Origin of the sequence: Kribbella sp. (assembly GCF_035687465.1) — a bacterium.
Lineage (GTDB): Bacteria > Actinomycetota > Actinomycetes > Propionibacteriales > Kribbellaceae > Kribbella.
The window spans coordinates 1-20,556 of record NZ_DASRXP010000167.1; the positions used below are offsets into that span (position 1 = coordinate 1).

At 67.3% G+C, this 20,556-nt stretch carries 20 protein-coding genes; 6 read left to right on the plus strand and 14 right to left on the minus strand.

What is annotated here, in order from left to right; genetic code table 11:
* A partial coding sequence (locus VFG33_RS08420; protein ID WP_325024165.1) for an NAD(P)-binding protein occupies positions 1-274 on the minus strand: 274 nt, incomplete at its 3' end.
* Positions 275-486: 212 nt separating this feature from the next.
* Between VFG33_RS08420 and VFG33_RS08425 the strand changes: the two genes are divergently transcribed.
* A complete protein-coding gene (locus VFG33_RS08425) occupies positions 487-1,311 on the plus strand; it encodes a helix-turn-helix transcriptional regulator (RefSeq protein ID WP_325024167.1) in 825 nt (274 codons plus the stop codon).
* Here the strand turns inward: VFG33_RS08425 and VFG33_RS08430 are convergent.
* Positions 1,308-2,108 carry an endonuclease/exonuclease/phosphatase family protein gene (locus VFG33_RS08430; RefSeq protein ID WP_325024170.1) on the minus strand — a complete coding sequence of 267 codons (801 nt, stop codon included), beginning with the start codon at positions 2,106-2,108 and terminating at the stop codon, positions 1,308-1,310. The genes VFG33_RS08425 and VFG33_RS08430 overlap by 4 nt on opposite strands.
* A gap of 170 nt (positions 2,109-2,278) precedes the next feature.
* Here VFG33_RS08430 and VFG33_RS08435 point away from each other — a divergent pair, with 170 nt between their 5' ends.
* Both VFG33_RS08435 and VFG33_RS08440 read left to right on the plus strand, forming a co-directional pair.
* Positions 2,279-3,142 (plus strand): aldo/keto reductase, encoded by an 864-nt coding sequence (locus tag VFG33_RS08435; RefSeq protein WP_325024172.1) that lies wholly within the window; start codon positions 2,279-2,281, stop codon positions 3,140-3,142.
* 125 nt (positions 3,143-3,267) lie between these two features.
* Positions 3,268-5,286, plus strand: a complete 2,019-nt coding sequence (locus VFG33_RS08440; RefSeq protein ID WP_325024174.1) for a GAF domain-containing protein — start codon at positions 3,268-3,270, stop codon at positions 5,284-5,286.
* 6 nt (positions 5,287-5,292) lie between these two features.
* Here the strand turns inward: VFG33_RS08440 and pspAB are convergent, their stop codons facing one another.
* Complete coding sequence (pspAB, locus tag VFG33_RS08445) at positions 5,293-5,856, minus strand: PspA-associated protein PspAB (RefSeq protein ID WP_325024176.1); 564 nt, start codon at positions 5,854-5,856, stop codon at positions 5,293-5,295.
* Positions 5,857-6,753, minus strand: a complete 897-nt coding sequence (gene htpX, locus VFG33_RS08450; protein WP_325024178.1) for a zinc metalloprotease HtpX — start codon at positions 6,751-6,753, stop codon at positions 5,857-5,859. It abuts the gene before it with no gap.
* A gap of 121 nt (positions 6,754-6,874) precedes the next feature.
* Between htpX and VFG33_RS08455 the strand changes: the two genes are divergently transcribed.
* Positions 6,875-8,101: an MFS transporter gene (locus VFG33_RS08455; protein WP_325024180.1), complete on the plus strand. Its 1,227-nt coding sequence runs from the start codon at positions 6,875-6,877 to the stop codon at positions 8,099-8,101.
* Here VFG33_RS08455 and VFG33_RS08460 read toward each other — a convergent pair.
* The 10 genes from VFG33_RS08460 to VFG33_RS08505 all read right to left on the minus strand — a co-directional run bounded on the left by VFG33_RS08460 (position 8,098) and on the right by VFG33_RS08505 (position 19,237).
* The gene (locus VFG33_RS08460; RefSeq protein WP_325024182.1) at positions 8,098-9,132 is read right to left on the minus strand and encodes an NAD(P)-dependent alcohol dehydrogenase; all 1,035 of its coding nucleotides are present in this window, start codon (positions 9,130-9,132) and stop codon (positions 8,098-8,100) included. The two genes, VFG33_RS08455 and VFG33_RS08460, sit on opposite strands and share 4 nt — an antisense overlap.
* Positions 9,133-9,302: 170 nt before the next feature.
* The gene (locus VFG33_RS08465) at positions 9,303-10,460 is read right to left on the minus strand and encodes a ricin-type beta-trefoil lectin domain protein (protein ID WP_325024184.1); all 1,158 of its coding nucleotides are present in this window, start codon (positions 10,458-10,460) and stop codon (positions 9,303-9,305) included.
* A 19-nt stretch (positions 10,461-10,479) separates the two neighbouring features.
* On the minus strand, positions 10,480-11,349 hold the full coding sequence (locus tag VFG33_RS08470) for an amidohydrolase family protein (RefSeq protein ID WP_325024185.1): 870 nt from the start codon (positions 11,347-11,349) through the stop codon (positions 10,480-10,482).
* A complete protein-coding gene (locus tag VFG33_RS08475; RefSeq protein ID WP_325024187.1) occupies positions 11,346-12,167 on the minus strand; it encodes an HpcH/HpaI aldolase family protein in 822 nt (273 codons plus the stop codon). The genes VFG33_RS08470 and VFG33_RS08475 overlap by 4 nt, the downstream gene beginning before the upstream one ends.
* A gap of 10 nt (positions 12,168-12,177) precedes the next feature.
* The gene (locus tag VFG33_RS08480; protein ID WP_325024190.1) at positions 12,178-12,900 is read right to left on the minus strand and encodes an ABC transporter ATP-binding protein; all 723 of its coding nucleotides are present in this window, start codon (positions 12,898-12,900) and stop codon (positions 12,178-12,180) included.
* Positions 12,897-14,771 carry a branched-chain amino acid ABC transporter ATP-binding protein/permease gene (locus VFG33_RS08485; RefSeq protein ID WP_325024192.1) on the minus strand — a complete coding sequence of 625 codons (1,875 nt, stop codon included), beginning with the start codon at positions 14,769-14,771 and terminating at the stop codon, positions 12,897-12,899. The genes VFG33_RS08480 and VFG33_RS08485 overlap by 4 nt, the downstream gene beginning before the upstream one ends.
* Positions 14,768-15,652 carry a branched-chain amino acid ABC transporter permease gene (locus tag VFG33_RS08490; RefSeq protein WP_325024194.1) on the minus strand — a complete coding sequence of 295 codons (885 nt, stop codon included), beginning with the start codon at positions 15,650-15,652 and terminating at the stop codon, positions 14,768-14,770. Before VFG33_RS08490 ends, VFG33_RS08485 begins: the two co-directional genes overlap by 4 nt.
* Before the next feature lie 28 nt (positions 15,653-15,680).
* The gene (locus tag VFG33_RS08495; protein ID WP_325024196.1) at positions 15,681-16,916 is read right to left on the minus strand and encodes an amino acid ABC transporter substrate-binding protein; all 1,236 of its coding nucleotides are present in this window, start codon (positions 16,914-16,916) and stop codon (positions 15,681-15,683) included.
* Entirely contained in the window at positions 16,913-18,145 is a 1,233-nt protein-coding gene (locus VFG33_RS08500) for a DUF5624 domain-containing protein (RefSeq protein ID WP_325024197.1), read from the minus strand. Before VFG33_RS08500 ends, VFG33_RS08495 begins: the two co-directional genes overlap by 4 nt.
* Before the next feature lie 3 nt (positions 18,146-18,148).
* Entirely contained in the window at positions 18,149-19,237 is a 1,089-nt protein-coding gene (locus VFG33_RS08505; RefSeq protein ID WP_325024199.1) for a hypothetical protein, read from the minus strand.
* An 84-nt stretch (positions 19,238-19,321) separates the two neighbouring features.
* Between VFG33_RS08505 and VFG33_RS08510 the strand changes: the two genes are divergently transcribed.
* Together VFG33_RS08510 and VFG33_RS08515 are read left to right on the plus strand one after the other, a co-directional pair.
* The gene (locus tag VFG33_RS08510) at positions 19,322-20,227 is read left to right on the plus strand and encodes a LysR family transcriptional regulator (RefSeq protein WP_325024201.1); all 906 of its coding nucleotides are present in this window, start codon (positions 19,322-19,324) and stop codon (positions 20,225-20,227) included.
* 102 nt (positions 20,228-20,329) lie between these two features.
* Positions 20,330-20,506, plus strand: a complete 177-nt coding sequence (locus VFG33_RS08515; RefSeq protein ID WP_325024203.1) for a hypothetical protein — start codon at positions 20,330-20,332, stop codon at positions 20,504-20,506.
* The last annotated feature ends 50 nt before the right edge of the window (positions 20,507-20,556 follow it).

The following is a 20,556-nucleotide window of genomic DNA, read 5'->3' on the forward strand; positions in this document are numbered from 1 at the left end:
CGCTCGGCACCATCACTCGGCGTCCGCCTAGCTTCTCCTGCGGAACAGACAGGTCGGCCCAGTTGAACGCCCCGGACTGCAGCGCGAAGGAACCGTGCGGTGCCGGGATGGCGGGGTCGGTGTCCGCGTTGCCTGATTCGAGGAGCAGGACCCTGCGCTTCGGGTCCTCACTGAGGCGCGCAGCCACCACACATCCCGAGGCCCCGCCGCCGACGATAATGGTGTCGTAGTTCTGACCTGCCGGGTCGTAGTTCGCTGCGTTGTCGATGCTCATGGTGCTGGCTGACTCCTTATGTTTCGCACTTCTGTGGTATTCAGCGGTTATTCAGTGCGACCTGACAAGCCGAGATTTTCCGATTGTGCGTTCTTTCCTCACTTCGATGGAACATCGGGCATTCGGGGCGGACAATGCTTTAAGGGGGCCTTCGATACCTAGGAAGCGGAGTGCTACCCTCATTGTGTGATCCGCACCACAGGGCCACGCTCGTGACCGCAGCAAGAAACAGTGAACTGGGGGCGTTCCTGCGCTCGTGTCGGGCCCGGGTCGAGCCCCTGGATGTCGGCTTGCCGCCGACGCGTGGGCGGAGGGTCCGTGGCCTCCGCAGAGAAGAGGTCGCGCACCTCGCCGGGGTGAGTCCCGACTACTACACGCGCCTGGAGCAGGGGCGCCAGCGAACCGCCTCACCGCAGGTGCTCGCCAGTTTGACGAAGGCCCTGCGCCTCACAACTGACGAACAACGGCATTTGTTCACTCTCGCCGGAGTGGCGCGGGTGAACGCTGTTTCAGAGCCGGCATCCCGAACTGTCGACCAGAGGGTTCAACGCGTCATCGACCTCATGGGCGACACGCCGGTCATGCTGTGTGGACCCTTCCTCGAGATCATCACTGCCAACAGGGCGGCGGCCTTCCTGTACGCCGACTTCAATGCCATGCCGGCGCGCGAGCGGAATGCTATGAGGTGGGTGCTCCTGTCGCCTACGGCGCGCGATCGCTATCAAGATATCTGGGAAGACATTGCCAGTGAGATGATCGGCATGACGAGAGCCGATGCCGGTCATTTTCCGGATGATCCCCGTCTCGCTGAGTTGATCGAAGAACTGACTTCCCAGAGCGCTCTGTTTCGCCGGCTCTGGCGAGATCACCGGGTTTCGGCCTGGATGCACGAAAGGAAAGTCGTGCACCATCCGGGCTTCGGTAAGATGGAATTCTTCAACGAGTTCATCAGTTTGCACTGCGCCCCGAGACAGAACCTTGCGGTGATGATGCCTGCGGATCCTGCCGTCTTCCGAGGAGCTCTCCACCGAAGCTAGTCCACCGTCACGGTCACAGCGAGCCCCACGTGGTCGGAGACGAAATCCGGTCCGCTCGCCAGCGGGACCTTGTCGGTGAAGATCAACCGTGCCTGCTCCGCCTGGATCTTCTCGCCCGAGAACATCAGGAAGTCGATGCAGTGCGACGACTCCCCGGGTCCCAGGTATTCCGGGTGGAAGGTTGGTGGGCAGGCGCCGCCGAAGGCGTCTACGAGCCGGCTCTCCGCGGTGAAGTCCTCGAACAGCGAACTGTCCCGGGCGACGTTGAAGTCGCCGCTGACGATGAAAGGCCCGGCGATCGAGCCGAGGACGCGAGCAAGGGTCGCGAGCTGGTGCTGGTGCAGTGCGTAGTACCGGTTCTTTGCCGACCAGTCGCCGTCAAAGTTCGCGAGCAGGTGGGTGTTGACGACCCACACGGCGGGTTCCTCAAGGCGGGTCATCAGAATGCCCTTCAGCGGCGCCATGAAGCGTGCCAGCCGGGGGAGCGATGCAGTCAGCCGAGCCGGCGGCATCGGGAATCGCTGATAGACCTTCCCGACGGTCTGGCGTCGCGACATCGTCACCAGCCCACCGGCCGGTCCCACCGTTGAGCGGCGATGAACGGTGTACCGGAACGAGGGGAGATGCTTTGTCAGCTGCCGCAGGTGGTAGTAACTGAGCACCTCCTGGAAGTTGACGATGTCCACATCGCTGGCCTCGAGGAACTCACCGATCGCCTGGTACCGCTCGGCCAGCTGGGAACCGAAGAGCGGGGTCCCGCGGGTGTTGAGAGAGGCGACGGACAGCAGTTGACCCATCGCCGTTCTCCTCGATCAGTTGGCTCGACAGTAGGCGTGGTCAGGGCTTCCGGGTAGCTGGTACGGGATGTGGCCGCTTGCTGTGACGACTGGGCGGTGGCCAGCGGGCATCGTAGTACCGAGAGCGGACGTGGTGCCGCAGTCGTGAGTCGTAGATCAAGGGAGATGGGATGTCCGAGTCGAAACCAGTGGACGCGGGAGCTGCCGGGACGATCGACATCGGCGGTGACCTGACGGTCAACCGCCTCGGCTTCGGTGCCATGCGCATCACTGGGCCCGGTATCTGGGGCCCGCCGGCCGATCGGGACGAGGCGAAGGCGGTGTTGCGCCGTGCGATCGAGCTCGGCGTCAACTTCATCGACACCGCGGACTCCTACGGGCCTCACGTCAGCGAGGAGCTCATCGGCGAGGCCCTTGTCCCGTATCCGGACGATCTGGTGATCGCGACCAAAGGTGGTCTGGAGCGCACGGGCCCGGGGCAGTGGCCGTCCAACGGCCGGCCGGAGCACCTGATCGAGGTCTGCGAGGGGAGCCTGCGGCGGCTCAAGCTCGAGCAGATCCCGCTGTACCAGTTCCACCGGCCGGACCCCGCTGTGCCGCTGGAGGACTCCATCGGGGCGCTCGTCACCCTCAAGGAACAGGGCAAGATCCGGCACATCGGGCTGTCCAACGTCACCGAGGACCAGCTGCGGCACGCCCAGCGACTCACCCCGATCGCATCGATCCAGAACCGCTACAACGTCAACGACCGGGGGTCGGAGTCACTGGTCGACCTCTGCGAGCAGGAAGGACTGGTCTTCTTGCCCTGGGCGCCGATCCAGGATCTTGACGATGACCGGACCACCCAGGAACTGGCGCAGCGGTACGACGCCACACCGCGGCAGATCGTGCTCGCCTGGCTGCTGGCCCGGTCACCGGCGATCCTGCCGATCCCGGGCACCGGGTCGGTGGCCCACCTGGAGGACAACCTCGCTGCCGCGGCGATCAAGCTGACCCCGGCCGAAGTCGCCTCCCTCACCGGCCACGGCGGCTGAGACAGCCTGCCCCGACGCAGGGGGTCCCGCTCGGCGCGATAGGTGGCAGAATCGGCCTAATTCCAGAGGCCGGAGTGCCGCCGGCGGCGACGAACCCGCAGGTGTCCGGCGAGGGAAGCGATGAGATGGCGCAGAACGGGATGAGCCCGGCCGTCGTTCGCTGGTCGGGCAGGCTGCTCGCGAGCGTGGCACTGGTTGCCGCCGTGAGTGGCGTCGTCGCGCTCCTGAAGCCGCACGTCCCCGCGCTCAGTCTCCTGGTGCTCTACCTGCTCGCTGTGCTGCCGGTCGCCGTCCTGTGGGGTGCGCGGCTGGCGGCGATCACGTCGGTCGTCAGCGTCGCGGCCTTCGCCCTCTTCGTGCCACCGGATGCTTCGCGCCTGGTCACCGACTCCCAGAACTTCGTCGCGCTGGGAGTGTTCCTGGTGACGGCGATCGTGGTGGCGGAGCTCGCGGCGCGGTCCCGGCGCTCGGCCGTGGAGTCGGCGCGCCTGACCCGGGAACAGTCGGCGTTGCGACGGGTCGCGACCCTGGTCGCGCACTCGGGACCTCCAGCGGCGGTCTTCGAGGCCGTGACCCGGGAGGTCGGACTGCTCTGCAGCGCCGATCTTGCCCGGATGGAGCGCTACGAGGCGGACGGGACGGTGACCGGAGTCGCGGCCTGGAGCCGGGGGCTCAGCCGGCTGGCCGTCGGGACGCAGTTCGACCTCATCGGCCTCAGTGTTGCGCGCGACGTCCGGCGAACCGGCGGCCCGGTCCGGCTCGAGAGTTTCGTCGGCGCGAAGGGTGGGATTGCCCGCGAGGCCCATGAGCTGGGCATCCGGGCGTCGGTCGGTTGCCCCATCGTGGTGGCGGGGAGGTTGTGGGGCGTGATCGCCGCCTCGACGAACAGCGATATCCCGTTCCCCGCCAACACCGAACTGCAGATAGCGAGCTTCACCGAACTCGTCGCCACCGCCATCGAGAACGCCGAAGCGCGGGCCGAGCTTCGCCGGATGGCCGACGGACAGGCCGCGCTTCGGCGGGTGGCGACGCTCGTCGCGCGGGGAGCGCCGTCCGAGGCGCTGTTCGCGTCGGTCGCCGAAGAGGTGGGCCGGCTGTTCGATGCCGAGAACACGGCCGTGTCCCGCTACGAGGCCGAGGACACTGTGACCGTTGTCGGCTTGTGGAGCCAGACCGGCGGCGATCCCATCGCCAGAGTCGGCGCCAGGTCACCGCTCGGCGGCTTGAATGTGACCACGCAGGTGTTCGAGACCGGGCAGCCGGCGCGGGTCGACCGGTACCCGCCCGCCGACTCCAGCGAGATCACGACCATCGCGCGCGCCGTCGGCTCGCGCTCGGCGGTCGGGGCACCGATCAGCGTCGAGGGCCGGCTGTGGGGATCGCTGGCGGTGGCGTCCTCGCACCAGGCCGGACTCCCGGCCAGTGCTGAGGGGCGGCTCGCCGAGTTCACCGAGATCGTCGCCACCGCGATCGCGAACGCGGAGAACCGGGCACAGCTCGCGGCCTCCCGTGCCCGGGTGGTCGCCGCGGGCGATGATATGCGGCGCCGGCTGGAGCGGGATCTGCACGACGGAGCGCAGCAAAGGCTGGTGTCGCTGGCGCTCGAGCTCCGCCTCGCCCGGGACACCGTGCCCGATGACCTGCCGGGCCTGCGGGACCGCTTCGGCGAGACCGCCGAGGAACTCGTCGAACTGCTGGACGAGCTGCGCGAGATCTCCCGCGGCCTGCATCCCGCGATCCTGGCCGAGGGCGGTCTCGGTCCGGCCCTGCGGACGCTGGCCCGTCGGTCGGCCGTCGTGGTGGACCTGCAGCTCGGGACCGACTCCCGGTACTCGGCGCCGGTGGAGGTGGCGACGTACTACGTCGTCTCGGAGGCGCTCGCCAACGCCAGCAAGCATGCCGGTGCGTCGCAGGCCGAGGTCTCCCTGGAGGAGCGTGGAGACACCCTGCGGCTGCGCGTCTCCGACGACGGCATCGGCGGCGCGGATCCGCAGGGCGGTTCAGGTCTGATCGGCTTGCGCGACCGGGTCGAGGCTCTCGGTGGCTCGATCGATGTGGTCAGCCCGAAGGGGCATGGCACGGTGATCACGGTCTGCCTTCCGATCGAGCGGAGTATCGACCTGATCTCCTCCGGCACGCCCTGACGGCGGTCAGAGGCCGGGCGCGCCGTACAGGGGGAACCAGCGGGCGAGGTCCGGCTCGATCTTGAGGTCGTTGTCCAGGGCCGACCTGATCTGGAGCTCGACGGTGTTGTCGCGGCGATTCGGACCGCTGGGGGCGAAGGGGTACCAGGTGCCCTGTTTGTAGAGGTAGACGAGGCCGAGCGGGTGGGTCCCGTCACTGAAGGCGATCAGCGTGCAGAGCAGGGCCGGGCCGAAGCCGGCGTCGACAAGGGAGCTGTTGACCGAGTGAAGATCGGTCGCCAGGCCGGCCAGGTCGCTGTCGGCCGTCTGGCGGATCAGCCACGTGTAGCCGAAGCTGTCGGTGTGGCTCGTGTACTTGCCGTTGTCCAGGGCAAGTAGCTTGTCGACCTCTTCACGCAGTGCGGCGAACCCGCCACCCTCAGCCGCTTTGAAGCACACCGAGCCGGTGCCGGTGGGCCGGTAGCCGGTGGTCGTCTGCAGGGTGATCGAGGCGGAAGGCAGCCCGAAGAGCTGGTCGAGGTTCGGCGGGACGGGTTTGGTCCGGCCGAACAGTGCGTCCAGGAAGCCCATCTATACCTGCTCTCCGAGCTCGCGCGAGATGGTGGCCAGCTGGTCCAGCCGGCGCTCCAAGGTCGGGTGGGTGGAGAACAGCGAGGAGAGGCTGAAGCCCGGCGCGGCGGCGGGGGCGATGAAGAACGCGTTGAACGCCTCGGCCTGCCGCAGGTCGCGGGACGGGATCCGGGCGATCTCGCCGCTGATCTTGGTCAGGGCCGAGGCCAGCGCGGAGGGGTGGCCGGTCAGGATGGCCGCGGCGCGGTCCGCGGACAGTTCCCGGTACCGGGACAGGGCCCGGGTGAGCAGGAAGGAGATCGCATAGACGACCGCGGAAACGACCACGACGGCCAGCATCACCACTGCGGCGTTCTGGTCCCGGCTCCGGCCGACGCCGCTGTAGAGGCCGATACGAGTGGTCAGACCGGCCAGTACGCCGAGGAACGAGGCGATGGTCATCACCGCGACATCACGATGCGCAACATGGGACAGCTCGTGCGCGAGCACGCCTTCGAGCTCGTTCGCGTCCAGTCGGCGAAGGACCCCAGTAGTGACGCACACCACCGCCTTGGAAGGGCTGCGGCCGGTAGCGAAGGCGTTGGGCATATCGACATCTGCGATGGCCACCGCGGGCTTGGGCATGTCGGCGAGGGCGCAAAGCCGGTCGATCACGCCGTGCAGCTCGGGCGCCTCTTCAGGCGTGACGATGCGGCCGTGCATCGCGTAGAGCGCGATCCGGTCGGAGAACCAGTACTGCGCGAACAACAGGCCGCCGGCAATCACGATCGCCCACACCGCACTCTTGGTGACGGCGATCAGCACTGCGACGAAGACGACGTACAGCAGTCCGAGCAGGAAGGTTGTGGCCAGCATCCGGCCGGTCAGGCTCCGGTCTGGCTTGAAGCGGGTTCTCATCGATCACTCCGGGATCTTCAGTTGCGTGTGTTCCCGAGATCCAGCCTCCCACGCGGCTCCAAGGCCGGTCAGGGCAACAATCCAGTTCTCCCGGGACAGGTCGTACCGGTCTAATGGCCACGTGATACCACTGCGCCGGAACAGGCCGTTCGCCTTCTTCTGGTCGGCCCAGCTGCTCTCCAACGCCGGGACCCAGGTCAGCGAGCTCGCCATCCCGCTGATCGCCGTCCTCACTCTTTCGGCCGGTCCGGCGGCAATGGGCGTCCTGACGGCCCTGGAGGCGCTGCCGAGCCTCCTGCTCGCCTTGTTCCTCGGTGTCCTCGTCGACAGGGTCCGGCGCGGGCGGATGCTGTTCTGGTGCAACATCGGCCAAGGCCTGCTGATCGGTACCGTCCCGCTCGCTGCCGCATTCGACACGCTCACGATGGCGCACCTGTACGTGGTCACCTTCGCCGTAGGCAGCCTCGCCCTCGCCTATGGCCTTGCCCACACCGCGTACATCCCTGCCCTGGTCACCGACCGACGGCAGTTGACGGCAGCGAACAGCAGCATCGCCTTGACCGATTCCGTCACCGCCGTAGCCGGACCGGGCATCGGCGGTGTGCTTGTACAGCTGCTGACGGCTCCTGTGGCGATCGCTGTCGACAGCGCCTCGTTCCTGGTCGCAGCAGTCCTCCAAGCGATGGGACGCGGGCCCGACCCCGCTCCGATCAGCAAGAGCCGGTTCGGACTGTCGCTGCGTGAAGGTTTCGCAGCGTTCCGTGGCCGACCCGGGATCGTCGCCATCACGGCCGGCAAGGGCAGCTTCGACTTCTTCCAGTGGGGCGTCATCGCCCTTTACATCCTGTACGGCGTCCGCGAACTCGGACTGTCTCCCGCGGAGATCGGCGCGATCGCGGTACTCGGCTCCCTCGGACCCCTCCTGGCCGGTCTGATCACGACTCCGGTCAGCCGCCGGTTCGGCACCACCTGGACCGCGGTCGTCGCCGCTGTGCTGCTCGGAGGCAACCTGCTGATCCCATTCGCGGGTGGCCCGCACCTTGTAGTGATCGCCACCATCGGAATCGGACAACTGCTCCTGGGGCTCGGCGTCGTCTACCTGATCATCGTCCGGGCGACCATGCTGCAGCGCGCGGTCGAGCCCGAACTGCTCGGCCGCGTCGGCTCCGTCATCCGGCTGGTCGAATGGGGGATGGGCCCCCTCGGCGGACTCTTCGGCGGCCTCCTCGGGTCCGTGCTCGGCCTGCGACCAGCACTCCTGGTCCTCGGAATCGGCACCCTCTCGGCCATTCCCTGGGTAGCGGTCGCGGCCGCTCGCGGACACCTCGCCGTACCCGAGGAGGATTAGGCCTGCGACACCACCACGATCGACTTCATACTGTGCGGGTCCGAGTCGCTGTTCAGGGCCGCCTCGGTGTCCTCGAGCTGGTACTCCGCGGTGACGAGATCGTCGAGATTGATGGTGGGCCGCTGCGCTGCGGCGATCGCCTTCGGCCACGTGTCGACGTACCGGAAGACGCCGGTCAGGATCAGTTCCTTGGTCATGATCAGCTGGACCGGCAGGGCGACCTGCTCGGCGCCGAGGCCGACCAGCACCGCGACGCCTCCGCCGCGGAGGGCGCTGAGTCCGGAGAGCATCGCCGGGGTCGCCCCTGAGCACTCGATGAACGCGTCGGCAGCCAACGACTCCGGGTCGAAATCAGGATCCCGGGGGTCGAAGGCAGCGGTCGCACCGAAGTCGAGGATGCGTTCCCGCCTGCTCTCGACGAGATCGGTGACGACGACCTCGTCGGCGCCGAAGGACCGGGCGGCCAGCGACGCCAGCGCGCCGATCGGACCGGCGCCGGTGATGAACACCCGGGAGCCGGGCTGCAGGTTCGCCTTGCCGCAGGCCCAGAGCCCCACGGAGAAAGGCTCGAGCAGCGCGGCCGCGTGGTCCGTCAACCCGTCGGGGACCGGGTGGGCGAAGTCGGCGGGCGCGACGACGTAGTCGCAGAAAGTCCCGTCGAACGGGGGAGTCGCATAGAACCGCATCTGCGCGCAGAGATTCTGCTGACCGGTCTTGCACTGCCGGCAGCGACGGCAAGGACGCTGAGGCTCCAGCGCCACCCGCTCACCGACCCGCTCCTCGGACACGTCGGCGCCGACGTCGACGATGACCCCGCTGACCTCGTGTCCCAGGATCAGCGGCTGCTCGACAACGAAGTCCCCGATCCTGCCTGCCTTGTAGTAGTGCACGTCCGAGCCACAGACACCCACCGACCTGACCTGGACCAGTACTTCGTCAGCCGCCGGCCGCGGAACCGGTCGTTCCTGCATCTCGATCTGCTGCTTCTCAACCAGTACGGCGGCTCGCATGGTGCTGGGGATGGCAGTCATGTCGCCAGGCATAGCATCGCACGGCGCGCAGTACTAGGTGACCCGGACAGTGATGGAGTCGGATGAACTGAAGTGTTCGTCGGGGGCGCAGGTGCTGAAGGTGAGAGGACGCCGGTACCACGGTTCGCCGGGCACCCGGTTGCCCGCCTCGAAGGCTTCACCGTAGAGCGTCAGGCATTTCGTCTTGTCGATCGCGGAGCGGATGCGCCCGTCCTTACCCGCACCACTCGCTGGGCCGGTGTGTTCGAGCAGGGGTTGGCCAGCGTGGGAGCGTCCTCCCAGACGCTTGTCCGACCGAAGGCGTTCTTCACAACGCTGATCTCGAGACACGCGTTCAGCCGGGCGTAGCGGATCTGCCCCTTCGCCAATGCCGAGCGCGAGATCAGCTGGTCCATCGTGGCCAGGTCCTGGTTGGGGACGCCGGTCTTGCAGGTGTGCCCCTCGAGCGCCCACCTCGCCTCGCGATGGTTGTTGATGTCGCCGGTGACCGGGAAGCCCGGTACGTCGACGCAGAAGTGCCGTGGTTCGCCGAGGGAGTTCGACGACTGGATGAAGATCTCGTCCGGGACCGGTGCGCCCACTCCGTCGTCCGGCACTTCTGCGACAGACCAGCGTTGCTGCAGTACCCCGGGCGGTTTACGCGGTGCCGCGGGCGCCGGGGGCCTGGCGTTCTGTCGTGGTGGGGTGACTGCGGCCCATACCTGTCGGGCAGACGCGCCGGGCGTGCAGGTGCTGAATGTCATCGGTCGCCGGTACCAGAGTTCGGTGCGCGTGCGATTGCCGGCTTCCAGGGCATTCGTCGCGACCGTCAGACACTTGGTCGCGTCGATCGCCGGGTGGATCCGACCGTCAGCACCGAGCACGATCTGCTGGGCCGGCGTCGTCGTGCAGGGGTTGACGATCATCGGCGCGTCCTCACGCACGGTGACGCCTGTTCCGTCGGTGAAGGTGGAGACCTCGAGGCAGACGTTCAGCCGGCTGAAGCGGAGCTGTCCCGCCCGCAGCCCGGCCCGCGAAACCACCTGGTCGGCGATCGCCGCCGCCTGGTTCGGGACACCGGTCTTGCAGCTGTGTGTCTCGAGTGCCCACTGGGCTTCGCGATAGGTGCTGATGTCGTTCGGGAACGGATAGCCCGGAATGTCGACGCAATAGTGCCGCGGTTCCCCCAGTTTCGCAGCCAGCTGGACGAGCACCTCGTCGTTGGTGCTGACCGTCTGCGGAGCCGCAGTGCCCGGCGAGGCGCCGTACGACGCAAGCGGGGCCGCTGTGGAAGCGGCGAGAAGGAGGACTGTGGCGACCAACCGGAGGGGCCGAAGTTTTCCAAGCATCTGATGCTCCTGGGTCGAGCTAGTTGTTGAAGAACAGCTGATCGGCGGAGTCGACGAGGATCTGGTGCCGGTCCTCGGGTGAGGGAGCCCAGGAGGCGAGCAGATTGAGAAGTTCACCGGTGTCCCGTTGGCCGTCCGGCAGGTGCGGCCAGTCCGAGCCCCACAGCAGGCGGTCCGGCCGGGTCTTCACCAGGGCAGATCCCAGTTCCTGCACGGAGCTCAACGGCTTGCCCTTGGCGATGCGATACGGGCCGGAGAGTTTGATCCAGCAGTTGCCGTTGTCACGCAGTACTGCGAGCAGCCGGTCGGCGTCGGCGGGCGTGAGTCCGTCCTCCTCCTTCATGTAGCCCATGTGGTCGATCACGTAGGGCTCGTCGAAGTCGGCCAGGAACGGCAGGAGATCGCGGACCACCCAGCCGGGTGTGTAGAACTGCAGATGCCAGCCCCGCGGCGCGGTCCGCGTAGCCATCCGTCGGACGTAGTCGATGATCTCCGCGGTCGGCAGCTCCGCACGGGCGAACAGGTCCAGCCTGATCGCTCGTACGCCGAGCTGATGGAACTGGTCCAGCTCCGCGTCGGTCACGTTCTCCTCGACCCGCACCACCGCCCGGCAGCGAGATCCGGCCCGGCGCAACACGTCAAGGGTCAGGCTGTTGTCGGTGCCGTAGAAGGTGGGCTGAACCAGCACCATCCGCGCGATGCCAAGCACGTCAGCCAGAGCCAGGTATTGGTCCAAAGTCCCGTCGGGGAAGGTGTAGAGCGGATTCGAGACGTGTGGATAGCCGGGCTCGAAGACGTGGAAATGCGCGTCGCAACTGCCCGCCGGGAGCTCATAGGTCGGCAGGGTGTTGGACTCTGCCCGGCGCATCGGTTTGGTTTCAAGAGTCATGCTGGCGACTCCTCGCTGAGGGATTGAAGGACGGCATCGGCGCGGGACTGGACGGCGCCGAACAGGAGGTCGGTGTCCATCCCGGTCACGAACGCCCGACACGCGCCGAGTTGGGCGAGTGAGGCGAAGAGGACGGGGTCCGAGATCCCCGCGACCATGAAGAGCTTTCCGTGGTTGGCGCACGCCTTGGCGACCGTTCCCGCCGCCTCGCGCACCAGCGGGTGGTCGAACTGCCCGGCGATCCCGAGCTCCGCGGTCAGATCGTTGGCGCCGAGCGTGAGCATGTCGACGCCGTCGACCGCCGCGATCGCGTCGGAGTTGTCGACGCCCAGCGGCGTTTCGACGATGATCTGGACCACGGTCGCCGCGTCCAGGGTCGGATTCAGTACTGCGCCCGGCGTCGGTCGCATCCCGAGGGCGGGAACACTCGCGAGCTGAGACCGTTGCCCGCGCGGAGGGAACCGGCAAGCCCCGACGATGGTGCGGGCTTCCTCGGCAGTTTCGATCCTGGGTGCAACCAGGCCGAGCGCACCGCCGTCGAGCAGCCGCCCGATGGAACCGTAGTCGCGCTCCGGGGTGCGGACCATCGGCATCAAGCCGAGATCGGCCGCCGCCGTGCACAGTCCCGCCGCGACATCGAGGGACATCGTCGAGTGCTCGAGGTCGACCAGGATCGCGTGGTGTCCGGTCGAGTGCGCCACCCTGACGATGTCCGTGGTGCGGGCTCCCCGCACTCCCAGGATCAGCGTCGGCTTGCCTGCCCGGAGTCGTCCGAGGAAGTCGTTGCCCGCGTTCGTCTGTTGTACGAATCTGTTCATGGCGATCCTGTCAGTTGGCCGGTGTGCCGGCGCCGAAGAAGAGCGCGCCCATGTCTGGTCGGGCCAGGAGTTGATCGGCCGGCTCCGAGATCAGGACGCGGCCGCGTTCCATCACCACGCCGTGGTTAGCGAGCTTGAGGCCGAACCGCACGTTCTGCTCGACCATCAGCACGGTCACGCCCAGCTGGTTCATCGTCCTGGTGCTGTCGAAGACCACTTCGCAGGTCAACGGATCGAGTCCCAGGGTCGGCTCGTCCAGCAGGACGACCGACGGGCTGGTGACCAGCGCCCGGGCGAACTCGACGATGCGCCGTTGGCCGCCGGACAGGTCGGCTGCCTTGTCGTTCGCCCTGGCGGCGATCACCGGAAAGGCTTCCGCAAGCTCGTCGAGCCGACTTCTCAGCCGTCGCCGATCACGGCGGATCAGGTAGCCGCCGAGCAACATGTTGTCGCGAACGGTCAAGTCGCCGAACAGCCCGCCCTGCTGCGGGACCTGGGCCACGCCGGCCGCGAGCACCTCGGCGGGGGAGAGCTCGTGGACGGGTTTGCCGTCCACCAGGATCCTTCCTTCGCGTGGTCGCAAGAGACCGCTCAGCGCGCGCAGCAAGGTCGACTTGCCGGCCCCGTTGGGTCCGACGATGCAGGTGATGCTGCCGCGGTCGACCGTGAGGGTGACGCCTTGCAGCACGTCCCCGCCGCCGTACCCGGCCCGGACGTTCTCGAAGTCGATCATGATCTTGGTCCGATCGTCGCGTCCTCGTCGGTGATGACAGCTGTCTCCAGGACGAAGTCGTCGCCCAGATAGGCCTCCAGTACTGCGGGATCCGTGCTGACCTCGTTCGGATCACCGGCAGCGATGACCTTGCCTCGGGCAAGCACTGTGGCCCGGTCCGCGAGGGACAGGACGAAGTGCATGTCGTGCTCGACGATGACGAAGGTCCGGCCGGTCGCGTTGAGGGCACGGACGAGCTCCGACAGCCTTTGCAACAAGGTCGGGTTGATCCCCGCGGCCGGCTCGTCCAGCAGGATGACCTCCGGATCCAGCATCAGCATCTGCGCCAGCTCCACGAGCTTGCGTTGCCCGTAGGAGAGGTCGGTCGCCTTGGCATCGACGTATTCACCGAGCCCGACGAACTCCAGCAGTTCCGTGGCACGCGCTGCCTCGGCACCTGAGACGGACGAGTGCGCCAGTCGCCGCAGACTGCCAATCCGATTGTGAGGGCGAGAGTTGACCGCGGCAACGTTCTCCACGACCGTGAGGCTGTTGAAGAGTCGCGGTAGTTGGTAGGTCCGGCCGATCCCCGCGAAGGCACGGCCGGTCCGGTCGAGCTTCGCCAGCGACTGGCCCGCCAGTACGACGTCGCCTTGTGCGGGCGGATAGGTCCCGTCGATGACGTTGAACAACGTCGTCTTCCCTGATCCGTTGGGTCCGATCAATGCCGTGATCGATCCCGCGGGGACTACGAGGGAAGCCTCGTCGAGTGCCTTGACCCCGCCGAACTGCACCGTGACGTCCTCGACCCTCAAGACGTCGGTACTGCGTCCCTGGCCGGCCGCCGCGCGCTCGCTTGCGGGGGCGGGAGGCAAGGTGGTGTCGGCCAGCCGGGCGCCGGTGAGACTGCTCGCCTCGCCGCGCCGGCGCTTCTCGAGGAGTTGGCCGACAGAAGGGATGATGCCCTTGGGAAGCGCCAGGGTGACGAGGAGAAGTAGCCCGCCGAACATGATGAGGCGCCACGCCCCGGCATCCACGCCACCGATCGACGTGTTGGTCACCTCGGCCAGCGGAACCACGATGAACGCGCCGAGGACAGGACCCCAGACCGTCGCTCGTCCGCCCAGCAGGACCGCCAGCACCACCTGCATGCTCAGGACGATGTCGAACATCGTGCTGACCGTCAGGAAGCTCACGTAGTAGCCGTAGATGGCCCCGGCCACGCCGACCAGGACCGCGCTGGCCATGAACGCCAGCCCCTTGTAGACCGGTGTGACGACGCCGATACCGGCAGCCTTGTCCTCGTCGTCGCGAATGGCGACCAGGCCCAGCCCGAACTTCGAGCGCCGGATCGCGGCCGTCATCGCCAAGCTGAGCAGCAGCAGCGCGAGCAGGGCGTAGTAGAACGGCCAGTTGTGGAACCGCACGTCCCAGTCCGGCAGCGGCATCAGCAGACCTTGGCTGCCACCGGTCAGCGAGGACCAGTTCCGCGTGATCAGCCCGAGCAGTTCGAGCATCGCGTACGAGACGATGACGAACGCGACGCCTCTGGTACGCCGGGTCGTCAGGCTGAGCAGCAACGCGATCAAGGCGGCCGCGACCCCTCCGAGCGGCGCGACGATGAACGGTGAGATGTCCCACCGCTCCGCGAGGATGCCGGCCGTGTACGCGCCGACGCCGATGAACGCGCTGTGTCCGAGACTGACGTAGCCGGTCAGACCCGAGATGACGTTCCAGCCCGATCCGAGCACGGCGAGCAGAAAGGTCAGGATCAACACGTTGTGGATGTAGGAGCTGGGAGTGAGAAAGGGGATCGCGGCAACGAACAAGATGCCTAGAGCAATGATCAGGCGTTTGGAGACCCGGCGTCGAGTCGCAGCGTCGGTGCTCATGGGTGGACCCCGTCCGTCCGGAGGCGGCCGCCCAGGATGCCCTGGGGACGGATCAGCAGGATCGCGATAATCAGGACGTACGGCACCGCGGTCGCCCAGCGGGTGTCGATGTAGGAGGCTGTGAGGGCTTCGCCCAGACCAAGGATGGCGGCCCCGAGTGCGGCACCGAGAAGGCTCCCGAGCCCGCCGAGGATGACCACGCACAGGATCCGACCGATCCAGACATAGTGGGAGTCCGGGACGAACTGGTAGATCACCGAGAGGGCGGCGCCGCCGAACCCGGTCGTGGCCGCGCCGATGGCGAACATCTGCGCCATCGTCCGCTCCACGTCGACGCCGACGAGGGCCGCGCTGTCACGGTTGGTCGAGCTGGCCCTGATCGCGCGTCCCAGGAAAGTACCGCGCAGCAAGGCGTACAGGGCACCGAGAATGGCCAGGGCACCGACGAACGCGTACAGCTGGGCCCGGGGAATCACCAGCGAACCGAGCTCGATCGACGTGTTGAAGTAGCCGGGAGTCGCCGAGCGCACCTCGGTGCCCCAGATCAGCGACATCACTCCGCCGGCGGCGATGGCGACACCGAACGTCGCCACCATCGCCAGCTCGTGATCGGCCTTGTGCACTCGGGCGACCACGGTCTTGTAGAGGAGCCAGCCCACGCCGTACATGACAGGCGTCACCAGGACGCCGATCAGCAGCGGGTCGAGGCCGGTGCGGTCCCACACCCACCAGGTGAGGAAGGCCGCCAGGACGATCATCGCCCCGTGCGCCAGGTTGATGATCCTCATCACGCCGAAGACCAGGCTGAAGCCCGACGACATCAGCGCGTACACGCCGCCCACCAGCAGGCCGAGGATGACGGTCTGAACGAGTAGGGTCACGATCCACCTCTGCTCCGGTCGGCCATGCCTATTTCCAGCCGGGCTTGACGAAAAGGATGTCCTTGGAGGTGGCCGCGGACTCCGGGCCGACGATCTTGATCTTGCCGCCCTGGAACTGGCCCAGCAGCATGTCGCCCTGCGGCCGGCCGGTCGCGTCCCAGCCGAGCGGACCGACGATCGTGTCGACCTTGTTCTGGTGCAGCCAGTCCGCGATCGCGGTCTGGTCCAGCTTGCCGACTGCCTTGACCGCGGTGGCCAGCACCTGGCCCGCGGTGTAGGAGTTGGCCGCATCCTCGCTCGGGGCGGCACCGAACTGCTTGGTGTAGCCGGCCACGAATCCGGTGTTGCTCGGGTACGTCGCTTCCGGGCTCCAGGCCAGGTAGGTGAAGATGCCCTCGGTGTTGCTGGCGCCGATCGCCTTGGGGAAGCCGGGATCGGTCGGGGTGTTGAGTTGGTAGAGCTGCTGGGGGGAGAAGCCGATCTTCTGGAACGAGCGGATCAGGGAGACACCGTCACCGGCGATCGAGCCGTTGATCACCAGGTCCGGCTTGGCCTGCTTGATCGCGTTCGCGATCGTGTCGAAGTTCGCGGTGTCGGGGGCGTAGGTCTTGTCGTAGACGGTCTTGACGCCGAGCTTGCCGAGCCGCTCTCCGAAGAGATCGGCGGCCTGAGTGGTGTTCGGGTCGTCGAGCTGGACCAGGGCGAGCGTCTTCGGGCGTTCGGCGGCAGGCATCGCGGCGATCAGATCGACGAACCGGTCGGGGAGCTTCTGGGTCGTGGCCGGCTGAGCGAAGAACAGGTACTTGAAGTTGCGGGCGAAGATCTCGTCGGCACCACCGGACGGCTGGACGTAGGCGTACTTGTAGCGTTCGGCGACCGGCGCCACGGCGACGTTCAGGTCGGACGAGAAGGTGCCCAGGAGCAGGTCGACCTTGTCCTGGGAGATCAGCCGGGTGTAGTCGTTGATGGCGGTCTGCTGGTCGAAGCTGTCGTCCAGGACCTTGAGTTCGACCTTGCGGCCGAGCAGGCCCCCTTGGGCGTTGAGCTCGTCCACCCAGTACTGATATCCCTCCATCCCGGGTTTCGCGCGATCCGCGACCGGACCACTGAGCGGAAGGGACATGCCGATCACGATCGGCTCGGTGGAGGGGGCGGCCTGGGCGTCTGGCTCCTCGGCGGACAGCCCGCAGGCTGAGATCAGTGCCAGCAGCGCGGCGGCCGCAGTACCGGCCACTGCCCTGGACAGGCGGACGTTGGGACTCATGATGCTTCTCCTTCGTCGTAACCCCGTGAATGGTTGCGGCCGGCAACGCCGGTGGCCGTGCTGAGCGGGTAGGGCTCTCCATCGAGCCCCGGGATGAAGAGCTTGGACGGGTCGTTGTCGTGGTCGACGAGTTGCTGGGCGGCGAAGTCGGTGACAGCTCCGGACAGCAGTTGCCTGGGATCCTCGAGCACCAGGCGGAGCCGTGAGGTCAGTGCGAACCAGTCCGTCGGCCCGGTCACGGCCGGCATCTCGCTCACCGTCACTGTGCCGGGGCCTACCCGGCGGCGGGCGGACCGGGACGGCTCGAACCTCGGGTAACCGTCGAACATCTGCTCGCCCAACTCGCAGGTCGCCCGGACCCCGGACCAGAGCCGGCGATAGTCGGGCTCCAGCGCCGAGACGGCGTCGAGGTTCGTGCCGTCGTACATGGGGAACACCGGCGCGTGCGGGGCGATCAGGAGGTTCCGCTCGGGCAACCGGCCGCGAGCGGCCGCGTGGATGACGCCCGCGACGCTGTTGCTGTCCCTGGTGACACCGGCGGTCGGGCGGCCCTGGCGGCCCGCGATGATGACCATCGCGTCCTCCCAGGGGAGGTCGAGATCGTCGAACCAGGTGATCAGCCGGTGCCCGAGGTCCATGCCGAAGAGGAAGAAGGTGGCGACCATGATCCGGTTGAGGGGGACCGGCAGGTCGGGCGACGGGCCTTCCAGGAAGTCGCGCCGGACGGTAGCGGCCGTCAGGTACGCCGGGTCCTGGAGCGACCGTTCGAGGACTCGTTCGGTGAGGACGCACGAGTAGTCGATCATGTCGGCGATCGCTTCCTCACGCCCGGCGAAGCTCTCGATCCGGATCAGATCACGCCACAGGGCGGGGGAGTTCGCCTCCCGGGTCTCCCTGGTTGCCGCCAGCAACTCGGCGGCCCCTTCGCGCCAGGGACCGTGCGGGTCAAGCTCCTTGATCCTGGCCAGTGAGGCCAGGGCCGGACCGAGGTGGGATACCGCGGTGAGTTCCTTGAAGCCGCGGGTGGAGAGTCTGAAACCCTCGACGGTCGGCGGCGCACCGCGACCTGGGTACAGGGCCAGATCGCTGCTGGTGGCAACGATCAGCGGTGTTGCGGCGTGGGCTTGCTCGGACGCCAGCGTCAGCTGGATCCCCACGCTGCGGGCGGATCCGGTGTAGGCGCGGAAGAGCCGCGCGAAGGCGGGTGACTCGTAGATGTCGAAGGCCATGGGTCAGTCCTCGCCGTCGGACAGCGCGTAGACAACGGTTTCGGTCGCGAAGCGGACGTCGGCGCTCAGCGCGTTCGAGACGACGAACTCGAAGGCACCGTTCAGTACTTCCACATCGGTGCCGCCGGTGGTCGGGAACTCCGCGATGGTGAGGAACTCGCCGTCGTGCCAGGCGTAGACCTGGGAGGTGAGCGCGGTCTCGGGGTCGGCTGGAGTACCCAGGATGAAGTTGACCCGGATCAGGTAGATCCGCCCGTCCTGCTCGACCACGCGCACCTCGCGAGCCCCCAGTCCCTCGAGCTTGCTCGCGGCAACGAACTGCCCGCCTGCCCACCGTAGTACGGAAGGAGGCTCCGCCAGGCCCGCCACCACCAGGTAGGTCTCGCCGTCGGCCGTGAAGTGGGCGAAGGCGCGGCCGGAGTTCTCGAGAAGACTCTGGTGTGGGAGGTAGCGCGAGCCGTCCCACCGGTAGAGGATGCTCTCGGTGACGTGGTCGGCGTGCGCGACGTAGTACTGGCCGTCGAGCTCGAACGGGTGCCAGTTGTACGCCCACTGCGACGGGATGAGCTGGAACTCGACGAACTGCTCCCCGTCCCATTCGAAGATGACGGAGCTCGGGTTGCGCTCCTTGAACTGGGGGAGCGCGACCCCCTGGGCGAGGCCGAGGAAGTGACGGTCACCGATCGACCAGTACTTCCACTGCTTGGCCGCGAAGGTCGGGATCGCCTGGAACAGCTCGAACCGGCCGTCCTTCCACTCGTAGACGAAGGACTCGGTGCTGTACTCGTACGGGCCGTGGCCGGTGCGGATGCAAGCGACGGCGAGGAATTTCCGCGTCCCGATGACGAAGAACTCGGCATCCTCGCCGCCGGGAGCCGGAAGGGTGGCGAAGGGGGTGTACCCGCCCTGCTGCTTCTGCAGGATGAGGAGGTCGGTGTTGCTGTCGCCGCCGTTCATCCCGGCCGGCGTACCGGGGGCGTCGAGGGCCAGTTGGGGGATCGCCAGCAGTTCCCGGCCATCCACCGCGAAGGCTTCGACGGCGCGGGCCCCCGAAGTGGGGATGCGCTGGAGTTCGGTCAGTTTTCGGGCCATGACTCACTGAACTCGCTCTGTGATCCGCCCAGCAAGAGGGGTACGTTGACGCCTGAGGTCATGGAGCGTTAACAGGAGTGACGCATGCTCGATACATCGAAGCTCGTCGTACTGCGTGCTGTGGCTGAGCACGGCTCGATCGCGGGCGCCGCCCGGGAGCTCGGTTACACCCGCTCGGCGGTGTCCCAGCAGATGTCCGCGCTGGAGCGATCAGCCGGTGTCTCGCTGCTGATCCGCGGCGGCAAGACCGTCACGCTGACGCCACTCGGTCAGCGGCTGCTGGAGCACACCGAGCGGATCCTGGTCGAGCTCCGGGCGGCCGAGGCGACCCTGCGTCAGTCGGACGGGGTGGCTGGCCGGCTCAAGATCGGGATTCCGTTTCGCGAGGGGCCGCCGTTGATGAGCACGGCGCTGACGAATGTGCGGCAGCGGTATCCGCGGCTGGAGCTGGCGCTGGTGTCGGTCTCGGATCAGCAGGGCGCGGAGGAGGTGAAGCGCGGGCGGCTGGACGTGGTGATCCTCTCGACGTTCGGTGCTACGCCGCCGCTTCCGCAGGTCGGGCTTCGGCAATGGATCCTCGGCTGCGATCGATTGAGGTTGTGCACGCCGTTGCAGCATCCGCTCGCTTCTCTTGAGAGTTGCCGGATCGAGCAACTCCTGGAAGAGCCGTGGGTCGTGTATCAGAACCATCCCTTGGGCAATGTGCTGCTCGGATTGTGTTCGGGAGCAGGCTTCCGGCCGCGGGTGGGGGCGACGGTCGGGGATGTCGCGACGGCGTTGGGACTGGTCGGCGTCGGGTGGGGACTGACGATCGCTCCCGACCTGACGCCGGGTGCTCCGGAGGCTTCGATCAAGCGCATCGCCCTCGACGGCGTGGACGCGAAACGGTACAGCGTGCTGGTCTGCCGCGACGGTGAGCAGGACATCCCGGAGATCGCGGCGGTGGTGACCGCGGTCCACAAGGTCACGGCTCGCACATTCACCGTTTGACGGTTCGGTGCCAGTGGTACTTGGGAGTTAGACCGGTGGTTCGGGGGAGTCAGGCCGGTAGTACGGGGAGTCCGTTCTTCCGCCCTTCGATAGGAGCTCTCCATGTTCGCGATCATCGCCGCCGTCATCTTCGGTCTGGCCCTCATCCTCGATTGGGCGGACGCCACCGTCAGCGACGCCTTCACCCCCCAAACCCTCCTGATGGCAGGCCTCCTCTGCATCGCCCTCCACCTGGCTGGCATCGGCGCCAGCACCAAATGGCGCGGCCGCCGCCGCTGACCACCACCCTGACCGGCGGCGCGGATCCCCAGCCCGCGCCGCCCGCAGTA

Excerpts from the sequence above, each read along its gene's own strand:
- VFG33_RS08430 (WP_325024170.1), bottom strand. The coding sequence starts at position 2,108 with ATGGGTCAACTGCTGTCCGTCGCCTCTCTCAACACCCGCGGGACCCCG.
- VFG33_RS08435 (WP_325024172.1), top strand. The coding sequence starts at position 2,279 with ATGTCCGAGTCGAAACCAGTGGACGCGGGAGCTGCCGGGACGATCGAC.
- VFG33_RS08440 (WP_325024174.1), top strand. The coding sequence starts at position 3,268 with ATGGCGCAGAACGGGATGAGCCCGGCCGTCGTTCGCTGGTCGGGCAGG.
- pspAB (WP_325024176.1), bottom strand. The coding sequence starts at position 5,856 with ATGGGCTTCCTGGACGCACTGTTCGGCCGGACCAAACCCGTCCCGCCG.
- htpX (WP_325024178.1), bottom strand. The coding sequence starts at position 6,753 with ATGAGAACCCGCTTCAAGCCAGACCGGAGCCTGACCGGCCGGATGCTG.
- VFG33_RS08460 (WP_325024182.1), bottom strand. The coding sequence starts at position 9,132 with ATGACTGCCATCCCCAGCACCATGCGAGCCGCCGTACTGGTTGAGAAG.
- VFG33_RS08465 (WP_325024184.1), bottom strand. The coding sequence starts at position 10,460 with ATGCTTGGAAAACTTCGGCCCCTCCGGTTGGTCGCCACAGTCCTCCTT.
- VFG33_RS08470 (WP_325024185.1), bottom strand. The coding sequence starts at position 11,349 with ATGACTCTTGAAACCAAACCGATGCGCCGGGCAGAGTCCAACACCCTG.
- VFG33_RS08475 (WP_325024187.1), bottom strand. The coding sequence starts at position 12,167 with ATGAACAGATTCGTACAACAGACGAACGCGGGCAACGACTTCCTCGGA.
- VFG33_RS08480 (WP_325024190.1), bottom strand. The coding sequence starts at position 12,900 with ATGATCGACTTCGAGAACGTCCGGGCCGGGTACGGCGGCGGGGACGTG.
- VFG33_RS08485 (WP_325024192.1), bottom strand. The coding sequence starts at position 14,771 with ATGAGCACCGACGCTGCGACTCGACGCCGGGTCTCCAAACGCCTGATC.
- VFG33_RS08495 (WP_325024196.1), bottom strand. The coding sequence starts at position 16,916 with ATGAGTCCCAACGTCCGCCTGTCCAGGGCAGTGGCCGGTACTGCGGCC.
- VFG33_RS08500 (WP_325024197.1), bottom strand. The coding sequence starts at position 18,145 with ATGGCCTTCGACATCTACGAGTCACCCGCCTTCGCGCGGCTCTTCCGC.
- VFG33_RS08505 (WP_325024199.1), bottom strand. The coding sequence starts at position 19,237 with ATGGCCCGAAAACTGACCGAACTCCAGCGCATCCCCACTTCGGGGGCC.
- VFG33_RS08510 (WP_325024201.1), top strand. The coding sequence starts at position 19,322 with ATGCTCGATACATCGAAGCTCGTCGTACTGCGTGCTGTGGCTGAGCAC.
- VFG33_RS08515 (WP_325024203.1), top strand. The coding sequence starts at position 20,330 with ATGTTCGCGATCATCGCCGCCGTCATCTTCGGTCTGGCCCTCATCCTC.